The following is a 15,632-nucleotide window of genomic DNA, read 5'->3' as shown; positions in this document are numbered from 1 at the left end:
CCTCAGGCCAGCGTGACGGCGACAGACTCGGCAAGAATGTCGAGCCCCTCGGACAACTCGGCGGACGAAGCCGTCAGCGGCGGTAGCAGTTTGACCACTTCGTCGGAAGGTCCGCTGGTCTCCATCAGGGCACCACGGTCGAACGCCGCCCGGCACACCTGCCCGGCCAGTTCCGTCTGGTCGAACTTGAGGCCCTGGGCCAACCCGCGGCCACGAGCGGTCACGCCGTCGTGAGCGGCCGCGATCTCGTCGAGGCGGCCCCGCGTCAGCTCAGACTTCGCCACCGTCTCGGCACTGAATTCGTCGTTCTGCCAGTACGTCTCGAGCGCCGCAGTGGCGGTGACGAACGCCGGGTTGTGGCCACGGAAGGTTCCGTTGTGCTCCCCCGGTGTCCACACGTCGAGGTCGCGGCGGAACAGCGTAAGCGCCATCGGCAGGCCGTAGCCGCTGACCGACTTCGATATCGTGACGATATCGGGCACGATGCCGGCCGCCTCGAAGCTGAAGAACGGCCCGGTCCTGCCACACCCCATCTGGACGTCGTCGACGATCAGCAAGATGTCGCGTTTACGGCACAACTCGGCCAGTGCACGCAGCCATTCGATCCGCGCGACGTTCAGACCGCCCTCACCCTGGACGGTTTCGACGATCACCGCGGCGGGCCGGTTCAACCCGCTGCCCGAATCGTCGAGCACGCGCTCGAACCACTGGAAGTCCTCGGTGACCCCGCCGAAATAGTTGTCGTACGGCATCGGGGTGGCGTGCACCAGCGGGATGCCCGCCCCGGCTCGCTTCATCGAGTTGCCGGTCACGGACAACGCACCCAGCGTCATGCCGTGAAATGCGTTGGTAAAGCTGATAACCGACTCGCGGCCGGTCACCTTGCGGGCCAGCTTGAGGGCCGATTCCACCGAGTTCGCGCCGGTGGGGCCGGGGAACTGGACCTTGTAGTCCAGCCCGCGCGGGCGCAGGATCAGCTGTTCGAAGGTCTCCAGGAACTTCTGCTTGGCCGCAGTGGCCATGTCCAGCGAGTGGACGATCCCGTCGGAGGCCAGGTATTCGAGCAACGGCTCCTTCAGCGCGGGGTTGTTGTGGCCGTAGTTCAGCGCACCCGCCCCGGCGAAGAAGTCGATGTAGGTACGGCCCGCCGTATCGGTCACCCAGCAGCCGGCCGCACGGTTCATGACGGTGGGCCAGCTGCGGCAATAGCTGCGGACCTCGGACTCGACCGAGCTGAACACGTCGGGAAGGTCAGACTCGGTCAACGGAGCTGTCGTAGCGAGCAGCAAGGGATAATCCTTCCAATCGAATCAAACTAGTTATCAGATAACTGATTTCAGCGCGAGAGCGGAGTGGTGATGGGCCCCATCCGCAGAATCGGCTCATCCTCGTGCGCCCCGTCGGCGTCGAGGAGGTTGCGCTCGAAGTGCGGGTCCTCGACGAGCGGGACACCGTGCCGGCGCGCGAAGGCCCCGAAGAACGCGCGTGAGGCTGCGTTGCCTGGCGCCACCGTCGCCTCGACGGTGATCGGGCGGCCGTCGCGCTGTGTGCGGACCCGGTGCACGAGTGCGTCGAGCATCGTGGAGGCCAGTCCCCCGCCCTGGGCCGAGGGGGCCACGGCGACCTGCCAGACGAACAGGACGTCCGGCCGTGGCGGCGGGTGGTAGCCCGTGATGAATCCGTGCAGCTCACCGTCGCGCTCGGCCACGATTGACGACGCAGCAAAATCTGTTGCCAGCAACAGATAGGCGTAGGTGGAATTCACATCCAGCACCCCGGTCGCTTCGGCGAGGTCACGGATGCCAATCGCATCGGTACCCCGCGGGGCGCGCAGGAATTCTTCCCGGGAATGGCGTCCCGGAACGCTTTCTAAAACACGCATATCGAGTTAAAAGTCACCACCGAACTTCTCAGCGATCATCGTCAGTTTCAAGCCATCGGTGCCCTCGACGTAAGCACACCGCAGTGCCGGGATCAAGCGCCGACACCGCGTCAGGACCGATATTCCGTCTACATTCACCCGCTTTGACCTGCATTAACTTCGCGATTCGTCAATCTCAGAAAATTGTTAGCGCTGTTATCTGATCGTTACATTGGCGCGCGTGTACCACCCTCACAGCACCTGGCCCCTCGGGTCACCACCGGCGATCGCGCCGGCAAAACCAACCGCGCGCGCCCGGGATATGTCCAGTCACCGAGCCGCTCAGAAATTCCAATCAAGTTTTAATAATCGCTGGCAGGCGCATTTCCGATAGCGCGCGGGAATGCACATGGCCATTTCCGTCACCTCATTCTCTTCGGTCTCCGCGCTGTGGTCCGGGCAACACCATGGGATCCGTAAGCAGCAGAGTGAGACCCACGACACACTGCACCGCTCTCGGCACCAGTGCTTGCCGAAGCAGTGATTGCTTGGTGCAGTATTCGAGGTGACGTCAAAATTCGCCGACCACGTCGAGGCCGAACGGTGGTTCTTGGCCAACGGGCTTCCCGCGGTGTTGCGTCCCGGCGCGCTGGTGCGGTCGGTGTGGGCCCGGTCCGCGCCGGCCCTGGCCGCCTACGCATGGGTGACGTTGAGCTCGGTGCTGGTGGTCGCGGTGACCGGCAAGCACACCATTGCCATCGACGGCAGCCCCACACGCACCGAGTGGTTTGTGCTCGCGGTGCTGTTGCTGGTGTTGCCCATCGCCGCGATCATCGGCTGGACGGTCGCCCGGCTCGGGACCTCACGCAGTGCCGGTGCGGCCTCCACGGTGGCCGTGCTGCTGACCGTGGCCAGTGGGTTCTACGGTGGGATGACCGCCCGTAGCGGCGTCAACCTCGTCATCGAATTGCTGGTCATTGCGGCGGTATTGCTTTGCACTGCAACAGGAATCGGATCGATACTGAGTTTCGCGGCCCAGGTGACGATCTCGAACCTGGCGTCGGTGGGCAGCCTGTTCGTCCGGGCACTGCCGGTGGTCCTGCTGACGGTGTTGGTGTTCTTCAACACCTACGTGTGGGTGATGGCATCGACGTTGAGCCGGACCCGCCTCTGGCTGGCGCTGGCGTTCCTCTTCGCGGTCGCCACGGTGTTCCTGGGCTCCAGCACGCTGGAGCGAGTGCGGCCGATCCTTCGGCCCGATGCCAAAGAACCCGAAGACGACGGGCGTCTGAGCGGCACACCGTTCGCCGACATGGCCGATCGGCCGCGGCGGGTACGGCTGTCGAAGCCGGAACGACTCAACGTGGTGTTCGTGCTCTTACTCTCGCAAATAGTGCAGATCTTGACCGTCGCCATCGTCACGGCACTGATCTTCTTCGTGCTGGGCCTGATCGTGCTCAGCCCCGAACTGCTGGCCGCCTGGACCCGCAACGGGTCCGCAGATGGCCAGCTGCTGGGAATGACGTTCCCGGTTCCTCAGGCGCTGATCCAGACCACCATGTTCCTGGCCGCATTGACGTTCATGTACCTGAGCGCCAGGGCGGTCTCGGACGTCGAGCAGCGGAACCGGTTCTTCGACCCACTGCTCGACGACCTACGACTGACCCTCGTGGCCCGCGACCGGTACCGCACCCACACGGCGCAACCCTGAGGGCTCGAAGCGGGTAGCCCGAGACACCGCCTACAGGTACTGCCCCAGGTTGGATTCGGTGTCAATCGCGCGACTGGCCGACGAACTCTTGCCGGTGACCAGGGTGCGGATGTAGACGATCCGTTCGCCCTTCTTGCCCGAGATCCGCGCCCAGTCATCGGGATTGGTGGTGTTGGGCAGGTCCTCGTTCTCGGCGAACTCGTCGACGATCGAATCCAGCAGGTGCTGGATGCGCAGGCCGGGCTGACCGGTCTCCAGGACGCTCTTGATGGCGTTCTTCTTCGCGCGGTCGACCACGTTCTGGATCATCGCCCCGGAGTTGAAGTCCTTGAAGTACATGACTTCCTTGTCACCGTTGGCGTAGGTGACCTCCAGGAACCGGTTGTCGTCGATCTCGGCGTACATCCGGTCCACGACCTTCTCGATCATCGTCTTGATCGTCAGCGCGCGGTCACCGCCGAACTCGGCGAGATCGTCGGCGTGCACCGGCAGGGCCTCGGTGAGGTACTTGCTGAAGATGTCCTGCGCCGATTCGGCGTCCGGCCGCTCGATCTTGATCTTGACATCCAGGCGGCCGGGCCGCAGGATCGCCGGGTCGATCATGTCCTCGCGGTTGGAGGCGCCGATGACGATGACGTTCTCCAGCCCTTCCACACCGTCGATCTCCGAAAGCAGCTGCGGCACAACCGTTGTCTCGACGTCGGAGCTGACGCCGGTGCCGCGGGTGCGGAAGATCGAGTCCATCTCGTCGAAGAACACGATCACCGGGGTACCCTCGGACGCCTTCTCGCGGGCGCGCTGGAAGATCAACCGGATGTGACGCTCGGTCTCACCGACGAACTTGTTCAGCAGCTCGGGGCCTTTGATGTTGAGGAAGTAGCTCTTGGCCTCGCGCGCGTCATCGCCACGGACCTCGGCCATCTTCTTGGCCAGCGAGTTCGCCACGGCCTTGGCGATCAGCGTCTTACCGCAACCGGGCGGGCCATAGAGCAGCACGCCCTTGGGCGGACGCAGCGAGTACTCGCGGTAGAGCTCCTTGTGCAAGAACGGCAGCTCCACGGCGTCGCGGATCTGTTCGATCTGCCGGCCCAGGCCGCCGATGTCGTTGTAGCTGACATCCGGCACCTCTTCGAGCACCAGATCCTCGACCTCGGCCTTCGGGATGCGCTCGAAGGCGTATCCGGCCTTGGTGTCGACCAGCAGCGAATCACCGGGGCGCAGTTTGCGCGGCCGGCTGTCGTCGAGCGCAACCTCGGCGGCCTCGGGCAGATCCTCGGCCACGATCAGCGGCTCGGCCAGCCAGACGATGCGTTCCTCGTCGGCATGACCGACCACCAGGGCGCGGTTGCCGTCGGCCAGAATCTCCCGCAACGTGCTGATCTCACCGACCGCCTCGTAATTGCCGGCCTCGACCACGGTGAGCGCCTCGTTGAGCCGGACCGTCTGCCCCTGCTTGAGCGAGGCGGTCTCGATGTTCGGCGAGCAGGTGAGTCGCATCTTGCGGCCCGAGGTGAACACGTCGACGGTCTCGTCCTCGTGGGTGCCGAGCAGCACGCCGTAACCGCTGGGCGGCTGACCCAGCCGGTCCACCTCCTCGCGCAGGGCGAGCAGCTGCTGGCGGGCTTCCTTGAGGGTGTCCATGAGCTTGGCGTTGCGCGACGCGAGCGAGTCGATCCGCGCCTCGAGTTGGTGGACGTCGCGGGCACTGCGCAGCCCGCTCTGGGGCCCTACCGCGTTTTCCAGTTGCTCACGCAGAAGCGCAGCCTCACGGCGCAGCGATTCCAGCTCGGCGGCATCGTCGCTGGACATGGGCTGTGAGTAGCCGGCCGAGAAGCTCTCGGCATGGCCCTCCGAACGCTCTGACTCACTCATATTGCGCTCCCTCCCGCACCGCAAGTTGGTGCAGTAACAACTTCAACGCTACCGGCGATTCAGCCATTGTGTGTGCTCTAGGAAAGAGACACACCAGCACCACTGTTAGCCTCTAAGTTCAGTTGGTCCGATCGAAAGGACAGTCGTGACCCCGAAAACCCTCGTTACCGGCTTTCTCACCGCAGCCGCAGCCGCAGCCGTGGTGAGCGGAGCAGCGGTGGGTGTGACATCTATTGCATCCAGCGGCATGTCGGCCGCGCCCGCCGTCCAGCCGGTGGTGTTCGATGCGCCGCTGCCGGCCGCCCCCGCGCCGCAGTTGGAGGCCCCGCTGGTGCAGACCTTGCAGGCGCTGGCAAGCGGCGGCTCGTTCAGCGGCAAGGCCCCCTACATCCAGGGCGGTATCGGCCGCATCGAGAGCATCGCCGCGGACCGCGCCTACAACAGGGCCGCCGCTGAAGGGAAGTTCCCGCTGACCTTCAACATCGCCAACATCGACGACCAGGGCGGCGTGGCCTACGCCGACGTCACCGCGACCTCGGCCCTCGGTGGCACCGCCACCCAGAACATCCAGTTCGTCGCGGGCCCGAGCCCGACCGGCTGGCAGATCTCCAAGGGCTCCGCGCTCAACCTGCTGTCCTCCGTCGGCTGAGTAGGTAGTTGAACCGCACCCGCATCGCAGTCCTGAGTGCCGCCACGACCGTGGCGGCACTCGGGCTCTGTGGGTGCAGCAGCGGCGACCATCCGGCCAAATCCTCGCACCCGATGACGAGTGCGCTGACCACCACGGCGCCGGCCGCACCGCCCGCCGCGCCACTGCCCGCTCCCGAAGCGCTCACCGGCGTGCTGGACCGGCTTGCCGACGTCAATGTCCCCGGCGCGGAAAAGGTCGTCCTGGTCGAACAGGGCACCGCCGATGACGCCGCCGCGCTGGACAAGTTCGGCCGTGCCCTGGCCGACAACGGATTCAGCCCCCTGGCCTTCGAAGCCACCGACCTGGCCTGGTCCCAGACCGAGCCTGCCAACGTGGTGGCGACCGTCAAGGTGACTGCCGGCGGCGAGGAATCGGACCGCCACTTCAGTTTCCCGATGGAATTCACCCCGCACGGCGACGGCTGGCAGCTGACCCGGCACACCGCCGATCTTCTGCTCGAGATGGGATCGGCGGCGGGTTCGCCGGACGCTCCGACGCCGACGCGCTGAGCCGCCATGTGGATCGGCTGGCTGGAGTTCGACCTGCTGCTTGGTGACGTGCACTCGCTCAAACAGAAGCGCTCGCTGATCCGGCCGGTGATCGCCGAGCTGCACCGCAAGCTCGCCGTGTCGGCCGCCGAGACCGGCGCTCAGAATCTACATCGCCGAGCCGGCATCGGGGTCGCCCTGGTCGCCGCCGATCGGGCGCACGTGATCGACGTGCTCGACGCCGCCGAACGGATGGTCGCGAGCCGCCCGGAGCTGGAGCTGCTGTCAACCCGGCGGGGCCTGCACCACAGCGACGACTAGGGTGTGCCTGACCTGCCGCCGATTTCTACACCTGGGCGGTGATCGCGGCGGCGAGCAGCCCTGGCGTAGAAAATGGCGACGATTAGGTCCTCAGTCGTCCGGCTCGGACTCGCCGGCCATCTGAGACTCCACCGCAAGCTGACGCTTCTTGCGCAGCGGGACCGGCGCCACCGCACCCGGTGCGAGTTTGCGGGCGCTGATCAGAAACGCGGTGTGGCCGCGCATGTTGTGCTCCGGGCGCACCGCCAGACCCACCACGTGCCAACCGCGCTGCATGCTCTCCCAGGCCCGAGGTTCGGTCCAGCACTGCTGCTCGCGAAGGGCCTCCACGGCCCGCGACAGCTGGGTGACAGTGGCGACGTAGATGATCAATACACCGCCGGCCACCAACGCTTTGGAGACTGCCGGCAGCACCTCCCAGGGCGCCAGCATGTCGAGCACCACGCGGTCCATCTCCGGGCCGTCGTAGTCGGCCAGGTCACCGATCACCAGGTCCCAGTTGTCGGGCCGCTCACCGAAGAAGGTGATGACATTCTTCTCGGCGGTCGGGGCGTGGTCGTCGCGGATCTCGTAGGACGTCACGCGCCCCTCGGGGCCGACCGCGCGCAGCAGCGAGCAGGTCAGCGCGCCGGAGCCGGCACCTGCCTCCAACACCCGGGCGCCCGGGAAGATATCGCCCTCGTGGACGATCTGCGCGGCGTCCTTCGGGTAGATCACCTGTGCGCCGCGCGGCATCGACATCACGTAGTCGACCAGAAGCGGACGCAACACCAGGAACTGATCGCCGTTGGTGGATTTGACCACGCTGCCTTCCGGCAGCCCGATCACGTCATCGAAGGCGATGATGCCGCGATGGGTGTGGAACTCGCCGCCGGGGTTGAGCACCATCGTGTAGCGCCGCCCCTTGGCGTCGGTGAGTTGCACCCGGTCGCCAACGGCAAACGGTCCGGTCGGTCTCTTCGCTGCCACGGACGTCCAGCCTGCCAGTACACCCACTGCGCCAGGTGCGCGGGGCTGCGGAAGATTGTCGGGCCTGCGTCCTAGGCTTACGGATGTGAACGACGAACCGGCCCCGGGCCCGCGCCGCCCGGCGCTGTCACCGTCCCGGGCCGGCGATTTCAAACAGTGCCCGTTGCTGTACCGGTTCCGCGCCATCGACCGGCTCCCCGAGCCCCGGTCCACCGCCCAGCTGCGGGGTTCGCTGGTGCACGCCGCGTTGGAGCAGCTGTACGGCCTGCCCGCGGCCGAGCGGGTGCATGACACCGCGCTGACGCTGGTCGAGCCGGCGTGGGAGCAGGTGGTGGCGGCCGAGCCCGAGCTGGCCGACACCGAATACCCGGCCACGCTGCTGGCCGAGGCCCGGGCCCTGCTGTCGGGGTACTACCGACTGGAGGATCCGACGCGGTTCGATCCGCAGTGCTGTGAGCATCGCCTCGAGGTCGAATTGGCCGACGGCACCCTGCTACGTGGTTTCGTCGACCGCATCGATGTCGCACCGTCAGGCGAGTTGCGCGTCGTCGACTACAAAACCGGCAAGGCCCCGCCGGAGGCGCGGGCGCAGGCCGAGTTCAAAGCGATGTTCCAGATGAAGTTCTATGCGGTGGCGTTACTGCGCTCGCGCGGGGTGATGCCGTCACGGCTTCGGCTGCTGTATCTGGCCGACGGTCAGGTGCTCGACTACTCCCCCGAACACGACGAGCTGCTGCGCTTCGAACGCACGTTGATGGCGATCTGGAAGGCCATCCAGGTGGCTGGGGCCACGGGCGACTTCCGGCCCAACCCATCGCGGCTGTGCTCGTGGTGCGCGCATCAGAGTTTGTGTCCGGCGTTCGGCGGCACCCCGCCGCCGTATCCCGGGTGGCCAGAATCAGGAGCTGCATGATCGGGTGTCACTACCATCGGCGCGGCGTCGATGGTGAGTACCAGCTGTTCGAATCCACCGCCGACACCCGGAGCAACTGGGATCCGGCCATTCAGCACGGCTCGCCGCCGCTGGCGTTGTTGACCAAGGCGATCGAGGAGTTGACCGCGGGTTCGGGCCTGCGGGTCGGACGGTTGACGCTGGACATCCTGGGCGCGATTCCGGTTGCGCCGGTACGGGTTCGGGCCTGGGTGGACCGGCCGGGATCACGGATCTCGATGGTGGTCTCCGAGATGGAGGCGGCCCGGCCCGACGGCAGCTGGCGTGCGGTGGCCCGGGTGGCCGCCTGGTTGCTGGCGCCCAGCGACACCAGTGACGTGGTCACCGATCGCTTCCCGCCGTTGGTGGAGGGCGAGGCCGCCGACGTGGCACACAACTGGGAAGGCGCGCCGGGCTACCTGGAGAGCGTGTCGTGGCGACGGCAGCGCACCGCCGAGGGCGAGGCGGCCGTGGCCTGGATGAGTCCGCTGACGCCGGTGGTCGACGACGAGGAGACGACGGCCTTGCAGCGCCTTGCACTCGTGGTGGATTCGGCGAACGGTATCGGCGCGGCGCTGGATCCGGAGAAGTTCGTCTTCATGAACACCGACACCGCCGTACACCTTCACCGCCTGCCGGAGGGCTCGGACTTCGCGGTGCGGGCCCGCGGCTCCATCGGACCCGATGGGATCGGCGTGACAACAGCGGAAATCTTTGACCGCAAAGGGTTTATCGGCACGTCCGCGCAGACGCTGCTGGTGATGCGGGCACCGTGATCACCGAGCTGCGCCGTCAGTTCGACCTGGCCTGGGCGCTGACCGACCTGCACCTGTCGGCGCTGACCGACGAGGATCACCTGTGGGAGCCCGGCCCTCGGGTGTGGACGGTGCACCGGGACGTTGCGGGTCGGTGGTGGCCGGACTGGGCAGACACCGAGCCCGACCCGATTCCGGTACCGACCATCGGCTGGCTCACCTGGCACATGATCTTTTGGTGGACCAGCGCGGTGGCGCACGCCCAGGGCCGAACACCACTGCCACGCTCCGAGATCGACTGGCCCGGGCCCGGAACTGCCATTCAGCGGATCAATGCGCTCAGCGCTCAGTGGCGCAGCCTGCTGGAGTCGTTGACCGACACGGATCTCCTTGGGCCCGCGACGTTTCCGTGGGGACCCGACTCGGGCCGGTCAGTGGCCGACATGGTGTTGTGGTTGAACGTCGAGTTGACCAAGAACGCCGCGGAGATCGGCCAGCTACGCCTACAACGCGCCGCGCTCCGATCCGGCAACTAGACCGCGCCCCTACTGGGGCGAGCGGAAATAAGGTTCAACCGTGCCGCTGAGCTTGACGACCATAGGATTTCCGCGGCGATCCTTCGCGGTAGGGACCTCAACACGCACCCAGCCCTCGGCCACGTCGTATTCGTGGACATTGGTTTTCTCGACGCCGTTGAAGCGGATACCCACGTCGCGGAGGAGCACCTCTTCGTCGTAGAAGGCGCTCCGCGGGTCGATGGAGAGGTGATTCGGTGGAACGTCTGCGTTCGGATCCTCGGACATGATGGCCTTCGTTGAATGCTGCTGCGTCAGGTGCTCGGATTGGTCCTCAAAGAATCTACGCGACCTGCATTGGCGCGTTGCGCGTAGGCGCTGGTATTACGCTTCAGCAGATATATTCGCTTGCGTCTATATAGACGCAATGCAATACTCAAGGCATGGACGTGTTCGAAGCCGTCGCCGAACCCAGCCGCCGTGCGTTGCTCGACGCCCTGGTCGACGGTGAACGCACCGCAGGTGAGCTGGTGGCCACCTTGCCCGGACTGACCCAGCCCACGGTGTCCCGACACCTGCGGATACTGCGTGAGGTCGGCCTGGTCGAGGTCCGGCCCGACGCGCAGCGCCGCATCTACGCCTTGCGCGCCGACGGCCTGATGCAGATCGATGACTGGATCGAACGGTATCGGCGCTACTGGACCGATCATCTCGACGCCCTGGAACGTCATCTCAAGTCGACACACAAGGAGACGAAATGACCAGCCGTGAAGGCAAACTCACCGTCGAGGGCGACCGGGCCGCGCTGAACTTCGAACGGCGCCTGCCCTATCCGGTTGAGGCGGTGTGGGCCGCCATCACCGATCCGGCACAACGCAACCAGTGGATGGGTGAAACGACGATCGAGGCCGGCGAAGGCGGCACGATCGAGATGATTCCCCACTCGCCGCCGATCCCAGCACAACAGAAGACGATGACCGGACGGATCCGGGTATGGGACCCGCCAAGGGTTTTCGAGCACGAGTGGAACCAGCCGATCCTGTCCGCACCTGAACCCGGCGTTGTGCGTTATGAGCTCATCCCTGACGGCGACGGCACCCTGCTCCGCTTCAGCCACCGCGGCCTGACGATCTCCGACGGTCAGGGCTTCCACCCCGGAACCCACGCCTACCTCGACCGACTGGAGGCATTCCTCGCCGGCGCTCCCCTCCCCGACTGGGCCCGGCGCTATCAAGACGTCGCTCAATCACTCGGCACCCAATGGACCCCACGAAAAGGAAACGAAGATGCCCCACAACGGAACTGACATCGCCGCACCCACCGTCGCGGTGGTCCACCATTCCGGATTCGGCCACACGGCGACCCTGGCCGGCGCGGTCGCGGCCGGCGCCGCCGACGCCGGAGCCGACGCCACCGTCATGCACGTCGAAACCATGACCGAGCGGGATTGGGACGTGCTGGACAACGTGGACGCCATGATCTTCGGCAGCCCCACCTACATGGGCAACGTGTCGGCGGGATTTCAGGCCTTCGCCGAGAAGACCGGCGCCCGGTGTATGGAAGGCAGGTGGCGCGACAAGGTGGCGGCCGGTTTCACGAACTCCGGCGGCAAGAGCGGCGACAAGCTCAACACGCTCAGTTCACTGGCGGTCTTCGCAGCCCAGCACCACATGCATTGGGTGAACCTGGGTTTGAGCACCGGCTGGAACACCTCGTTCAGCAGTGAGGACGATCTCAACCGGCTCGGCTTCTTTCTGGGCGCCGGCGCTCAGACCAACGTGGACGCCAACCCCGATCAGGTGCACCCCTCAGATGTGCGCACCTGCCGCCACCTAGGGCACCGGGTGGCGCTGGTGACCCGTCAGCTCAACATCGGCCGCACGCTCAGTCCAGCGGCTTCAGCTCCTGCAGCATCGTAGGTACCAGCTCGCTGACGGTGGGGTGGATGTGCATCGTGCGCGATATGGCGGTGTAGGGCAGTTTCGCCGTCATGATGTCGAGGACCGAGTGCACCACCTCATCCCCACCGACGCCGAGGATGGCCACTCCCAGAATCTCCTCGGTCTCGGCATCCACCACCACCTTCATGAAGCCCTGGGTCTCGCCCTTCTCCACCGCACGACCGACCCTGGTCATCGGGCGCTTGCCCACCAACGCTTTTCGGCCGGACTTCCGCACCTGATCAACCGTCATCCCGGCCCGGCCCAGCGGCGGGTCGATATAGAGCGCATAGGTGGGGATGCGATCACTGACCCGGCGCGGATCGTCGTCGAGCAGATTCGCGGCGACGATCTCGAAGTCGTTGTAGGACGTGTGGGTGAACGCGCCCCTGCCGTTGCAGTCCCCCATCGCCCAAATGTGTTCGGCTGTGGTGCGCAGCTGATCGTCGACCACGACGTAACCCCGCTCGTCGAGAGCCACACCGGCGTTCTCCAGCGCGAGGTCGTCGGTGTTGGGCGCCCGTCCCACCGCGAGCAGCAGGTGTGTCCCCGCGATCGGATCCGCACCGTCGCGGGGCGTCACCTCGAAACCGCTGTCCCGCTTGGCAAAGCGGATACCGGTCGCGTTGAGCACCACGTCGATCCCCTCGGCGCGCAGGATCTCGGCGATGGTGGCCGACACATCCTCGTCCTCGCGGGAGGTCAGCCGCGGGCCCTTCTCGATCACCGTGACCCGGGCCCCGAACCGGCGGTACATCTGCGCGAACTCGAGCGCGATGTAACTACCGCCCACGATCACCAGGTGCTCGGGCACCTCGTCGAGGTCCAAGATGCCGACGTTGGTCAGGTAGTCGATGCCGTCCAGACCGGGGAACTCCGGGACCACCGCCCGGCCACCGACATTGAGAAAGATCCGGTCAGCTCGCAGCAACCGGCCGTCGACGTCGATGGTGTGCGGGTCGACGAAACGTGCGTGGCCGCGGATCAGCGTCGCCCCGTCCATGTCCTGCAGCCAGTCTTCGACCCCGTGGCGATCGGCGAGCATGATCTCGTCCTTGCGGGCCTTGACCTTGGCCATGTCGACGTCGATTTCGCCTGTGCCCACACCGAAATCCGCGCCGCGCCGCGCGAGGTGGGCGGCATGCGCACTGGCCACAAGGGTTTTGGTGGGAATGCAGCCGTAGTTGACGCAGGTGCCACCGACCAGCTTGCGCTCGATCACTGCGACCGTCTGCCCCGCCGCGGTCAATCGGCCCGCCAGCGGCGGCCCGGCCTGACCCGCGCCGATGACGATTGCGTCGAAACTCTGCGCAGCCGCCATGCGCTAGAGCACGGAGGTCAGGGTCGCGATCGCGAAACCGCCGAGCACGGCGACCGCGTCTTCGAACAGGGCGACCGGCAAATCATGGCCATCGTTGCGGCCGACCAACCGCTTTCGCGCCTCGTAGCCTCCCAGGGTGCCGAGCACGGCACCGACGAGTGCCGCACCGAGCGCGGTGAACGTGTAGCCCCACGCGGTGCCGATCACCGCACCGGCGAACGCACCGGTGATCAGGCGGGCGATGAACTGTACCGGTGTCTTACGGCTTGGCGTCCGCGGCAGCTGGTCGGTCACCAACTCCACCACAGCGAGAATGGTCAACACGGTCACCGTGACCGGATGGGCCAACCATTCGACCCAGGTGCCGTCGAGGTTGATCCAGTCCAGCGCGGCGGCCCACGCCACCGCGGCCGGCGCGGTGAACGCCCGCAACCCGGCCACCACGCCGATGAGAAGAGCCAACAACAGAACCAGAAAATGCGTCACGCCGACCTCCGAGGCCTGAAATTGTCACCCGGACGCTAACACGCAACGTGCCGCAGCACGCGCCGATCAAGGAGTGCGGTATCCGCGCGCTAGAGACGGCAGAACCGAATATCTGATGCCAGTATCGCTTTGGCGCCGATCGCGGCGATCTCATCCATGATGGCGTTGACGTCACGGCGCGGCACCAGAGCCCGCACGGCCACCCAATCCGGGTCCGCCAACGGGGCGATGGTCGGTGACTCCAGGCCCGGTGTCACCGCGGTGGCCCGCTCCAGAACCGCACGCGGGCAGTCGTAATCCAGCATCAGGTACTGCTGGCCGAACACCACGCCCTGCACCCGGGCCGTCAGCTGATCCCGCGCGGAGGCACTGTCGTCGCCGTCGGGGCCATCGCGTTCGATCAGCACCGCCTCCGACTCGCACAGCGGTGCACCGAATGCCACCAAGTCGTGCAGTCCCAGCGTGCGACCCGAGCCGACCACGTCGGCGATCACGTCAGCGACGCCGAGCTGGATCGAGATCTCCACCGCTCCGTCCAATCGGATCACCGAAGCCTCGATCCCCTGCGCGGCAAGGTCCTTGCGCACCAGGTTCGGGAACGAGGTGGCGATCCGCTTGCCGGCCAGATCCTGGGGGGTCCACTCCCGCCCGGCCGGGCCGGCGTACCGGAAGGTGGAGTTGCCGAAGCCCAGTGACAGGCGCTCGCGTACCGGGGCGTCAGAATCCGCGGCCAGGTCCCGTCCGGTGATGCCCAGATCGAGCTGCCCCGAACCCACATAGATCGCGATGTCCTTGGGCCGCAGAAAGAAGAACTCGACGTTGTTGACCGGATCGACGACGGTCAGGTCCTTGGGGTCACGCCGGCGCCGGTACCCGGCCTCGGAGAGGATCTCGGCGGCCGCATCGCTGAGCGAGCCCTTGTTGGGCACCGCGACGCGCAACATCTGTTCGGCCACGGCTCACAACTTCCGGTAGACGTCGTCAAGGGTCAGGCCCCGGGAGATCAGCAGCACCTGGGTCCAGTACAGCAACTGGCTGACCTCCTCGGCGAGCGATTCGTCGCTCTCGTGCTCGGCGGCCAGCCACACCTCGCCGGCCTCCTCCAGGATCTTCTTGCCCAGCCCATGGACACCGGCGTCAAGTGCGGCGACCGTGCCGCTACCGGCAGGTCTGGTGCGCGCTTTGTCGCTGAGTTCGGCAAACAGGGCCTCGAAGGTCTTCACAGGCATGAATTGTTTCATGCTCGGCAGGGGTCGATTCGTGCGGTGCAATAGAAGGGTGAGCGAACCAGTCGGCGACGAGCTGCCGACCTACACTGCCCGGGTCACCGCGATCCAGGCGATCCTGTCCAAACACCTGACGATGGACGGCCTGGTCCAGAACAATCGTCTGGCCAACCCGATCCTTCCGCTCGATTGCCTGTCCGCGTCCTGGGGCGACGACGTGGCCTCGGCGCCGAGGCTGACCGTGTCGATCCACCCCGTCGACGACTTCGCCGCCGAAGTCGAAGAACTGCGCTACGGCGGCGAACTCACTCCGGGAACGTACGCGGCACAACGCTCCGCACCGGACGAATTCGCCCTGGTGCAGCCGCAATTGTCCAGTACGTGGGTGGTTGTCGGCCGGTGTGAGGTCTATCTGGCCCACCGTGACCTCGCACCGGATCAGTTGATCGAGGCGGCCGTCGAGATCGCCCGCAGCGTCGGCTGCGGTCCATATTCCGACGACTACGAGCCTCCCCCACTCCCGGCCGATTGAGCTGCCGGCGAGC

General features: G+C 66.1%; 20 protein-coding genes. 11 read left to right on the top strand and 9 right to left on the bottom strand.

Annotated features, from left to right (window positions below):
• Positions 1–2 precede the first annotated feature (2 nt).
• Positions 3–1,289: a diaminobutyrate--2-oxoglutarate transaminase gene (gene ectB, locus BKG60_RS14145; RefSeq protein WP_070188721.1), complete on the bottom strand. Its 1,287-nt coding sequence runs from the start codon at positions 1,287–1,289 to the stop codon at positions 3–5.
• A gap of 47 nt (positions 1,290–1,336) precedes the next feature.
• Positions 1,337–1,882 (bottom strand): diaminobutyrate acetyltransferase, encoded by a 546-nt coding sequence (gene ectA / locus BKG60_RS14140; protein WP_070188720.1) that lies wholly within the window; start codon positions 1,880–1,882, stop codon positions 1,337–1,339.
• A 544-nt stretch (positions 1,883–2,426) separates the two neighbouring features.
• Between ectA and BKG60_RS14135 the strand changes: the two genes are divergently transcribed.
• Positions 2,427–3,572, top strand: a complete 1,146-nt coding sequence (locus BKG60_RS14135; protein ID WP_070188719.1) for a hypothetical protein — start codon at positions 2,427–2,429, stop codon at positions 3,570–3,572.
• A 30-nt stretch (positions 3,573–3,602) separates the two neighbouring features.
• Here BKG60_RS14135 and arc read toward each other — a convergent pair whose 3' ends face one another.
• A complete protein-coding gene (gene arc / locus BKG60_RS14130) occupies positions 3,603–5,444 on the bottom strand; it encodes a proteasome ATPase (RefSeq protein WP_070188718.1) in 1,842 nt (613 codons plus the stop codon).
• Between the two features lie 145 nt (positions 5,445–5,589).
• Here arc and BKG60_RS14125 point away from each other — a divergent pair, with 145 nt between their 5' ends.
• From BKG60_RS14125 to BKG60_RS14115, 3 genes are read left to right on the top strand one after another with little or no spacing between them, the layout of a single operon-like run.
• Positions 5,590–6,093, top strand: coding sequence for an MTB12 family secreted protein (locus tag BKG60_RS14125; protein WP_070188717.1), 504 nt, complete (start codon positions 5,590–5,592; stop codon positions 6,091–6,093).
• An 8-nt stretch (positions 6,094–6,101) separates the two neighbouring features.
• Positions 6,102–6,644 carry a lipoprotein LppK gene (gene lppK, locus BKG60_RS14120; RefSeq protein ID WP_070946420.1) on the top strand — a complete coding sequence of 181 codons (543 nt, stop codon included), beginning with the start codon at positions 6,102–6,104 and terminating at the stop codon, positions 6,642–6,644.
• Between the two features lie 6 nt (positions 6,645–6,650).
• Positions 6,651–6,944, top strand: a complete 294-nt coding sequence (locus BKG60_RS14115) for a DUF503 domain-containing protein (RefSeq protein ID WP_070188715.1) — start codon at positions 6,651–6,653, stop codon at positions 6,942–6,944.
• Between the two features lie 90 nt (positions 6,945–7,034).
• Here the strand turns inward: BKG60_RS14115 and BKG60_RS14110 are convergent, their stop codons facing one another.
• Positions 7,035–7,913 carry a tRNA (adenine-N1)-methyltransferase gene (locus tag BKG60_RS14110; RefSeq protein WP_070188768.1) on the bottom strand — a complete coding sequence of 293 codons (879 nt, stop codon included), beginning with the start codon at positions 7,911–7,913 and terminating at the stop codon, positions 7,035–7,037.
• Between the two features lie 85 nt (positions 7,914–7,998).
• Here BKG60_RS14110 and BKG60_RS14105 point away from each other — a divergent pair, with 85 nt between their 5' ends.
• From BKG60_RS14105 to BKG60_RS14095, 3 genes are read left to right on the top strand one after another with little or no spacing between them, the layout of a single operon-like run.
• Entirely contained in the window at positions 7,999–8,826 is an 828-nt protein-coding gene (locus BKG60_RS14105; RefSeq protein ID WP_070946419.1) for a RecB family exonuclease, read from the top strand.
• Entirely contained in the window at positions 8,823–9,620 is a 798-nt protein-coding gene (locus BKG60_RS14100; RefSeq protein ID WP_070188713.1) for a thioesterase family protein, read from the top strand. Before BKG60_RS14105 ends, BKG60_RS14100 begins: the two co-directional genes overlap by 4 nt.
• The gene (locus tag BKG60_RS14095; RefSeq protein ID WP_070188712.1) at positions 9,617–10,135 is read left to right on the top strand and encodes a DinB family protein; all 519 of its coding nucleotides are present in this window, start codon (positions 9,617–9,619) and stop codon (positions 10,133–10,135) included. The genes BKG60_RS14100 and BKG60_RS14095 overlap by 4 nt, the downstream gene beginning before the upstream one ends.
• Before the next feature lie 9 nt (positions 10,136–10,144).
• On the opposite strand, the gene BKG60_RS14090 is transcribed toward BKG60_RS14095, so the two are convergent.
• Positions 10,145–10,402: a DUF3297 family protein gene (locus BKG60_RS14090; protein WP_070188711.1), complete on the bottom strand. Its 258-nt coding sequence runs from the start codon at positions 10,400–10,402 to the stop codon at positions 10,145–10,147.
• A 155-nt stretch (positions 10,403–10,557) separates the two neighbouring features.
• On the opposite strand from BKG60_RS14090, the gene BKG60_RS14085 reads away from it, so the two are divergent.
• Genes BKG60_RS14085 through BKG60_RS14075 form a run of 3 tightly spaced genes read left to right on the top strand, consistent with a single transcriptional unit; the run spans position 10,558 to position 12,033 of the window.
• Positions 10,558–10,875 (top strand): ArsR/SmtB family transcription factor, encoded by a 318-nt coding sequence (locus BKG60_RS14085; RefSeq protein WP_070188710.1) that lies wholly within the window; start codon positions 10,558–10,560, stop codon positions 10,873–10,875.
• Positions 10,872–11,420 (top strand): SRPBCC family protein, encoded by a 549-nt coding sequence (locus BKG60_RS14080; RefSeq protein ID WP_070188709.1) that lies wholly within the window; start codon positions 10,872–10,874, stop codon positions 11,418–11,420. Before BKG60_RS14085 ends, BKG60_RS14080 begins: the two co-directional genes overlap by 4 nt.
• Positions 11,401–12,033 carry a flavodoxin family protein gene (locus tag BKG60_RS14075; RefSeq protein WP_200806179.1) on the top strand — a complete coding sequence of 211 codons (633 nt, stop codon included), beginning with the start codon at positions 11,401–11,403 and terminating at the stop codon, positions 12,031–12,033. The genes BKG60_RS14080 and BKG60_RS14075 overlap by 20 nt, the downstream gene beginning before the upstream one ends.
• On the opposite strand, the gene BKG60_RS14070 is transcribed toward BKG60_RS14075, so the two are convergent.
• From BKG60_RS14070 to BKG60_RS14055, 4 genes are all read right to left on the bottom strand, one after another.
• Complete coding sequence (locus BKG60_RS14070; RefSeq protein WP_070188708.1) at positions 11,999–13,375, bottom strand: FAD-containing oxidoreductase; 1,377 nt, start codon at positions 13,373–13,375, stop codon at positions 11,999–12,001. The two genes, BKG60_RS14075 and BKG60_RS14070, sit on opposite strands and share 35 nt — an antisense overlap.
• 3 nt (positions 13,376–13,378) lie before the next feature.
• Positions 13,379–13,861 carry a DUF4126 family protein gene (locus tag BKG60_RS14065; RefSeq protein WP_070188707.1) on the bottom strand — a complete coding sequence of 161 codons (483 nt, stop codon included), beginning with the start codon at positions 13,859–13,861 and terminating at the stop codon, positions 13,379–13,381.
• Between the two features lie 89 nt (positions 13,862–13,950).
• A complete protein-coding gene (hisG, locus tag BKG60_RS14060) occupies positions 13,951–14,805 on the bottom strand; it encodes an ATP phosphoribosyltransferase (protein ID WP_070188766.1) in 855 nt (284 codons plus the stop codon).
• Between the two features lie 15 nt (positions 14,806–14,820).
• Positions 14,821–15,102, bottom strand: a complete 282-nt coding sequence (locus tag BKG60_RS14055) for a phosphoribosyl-ATP diphosphatase (RefSeq protein WP_070188706.1) — start codon at positions 15,100–15,102, stop codon at positions 14,821–14,823.
• A 37-nt stretch (positions 15,103–15,139) separates the two neighbouring features.
• Here BKG60_RS14055 and BKG60_RS14050 point away from each other — a divergent pair, with 37 nt between their 5' ends.
• Entirely contained in the window at positions 15,140–15,619 is a 480-nt protein-coding gene (locus BKG60_RS14050) for a DUF7956 family protein (protein ID WP_070188705.1), read from the top strand.
• Positions 15,620–15,632: the final 13 nt, after the last annotated feature.

It is taken from the genome of Mycobacterium syngnathidarum (genome assembly GCF_001942625.1).
Taxonomy (GTDB): domain Bacteria; phylum Actinomycetota; class Actinomycetes; order Mycobacteriales; family Mycobacteriaceae; genus Mycobacterium; species Mycobacterium syngnathidarum.
The sequence above is the reverse complement of the archived record's forward strand: the minus strand, read 5'-3'. Positions and strand labels throughout refer to the sequence as shown.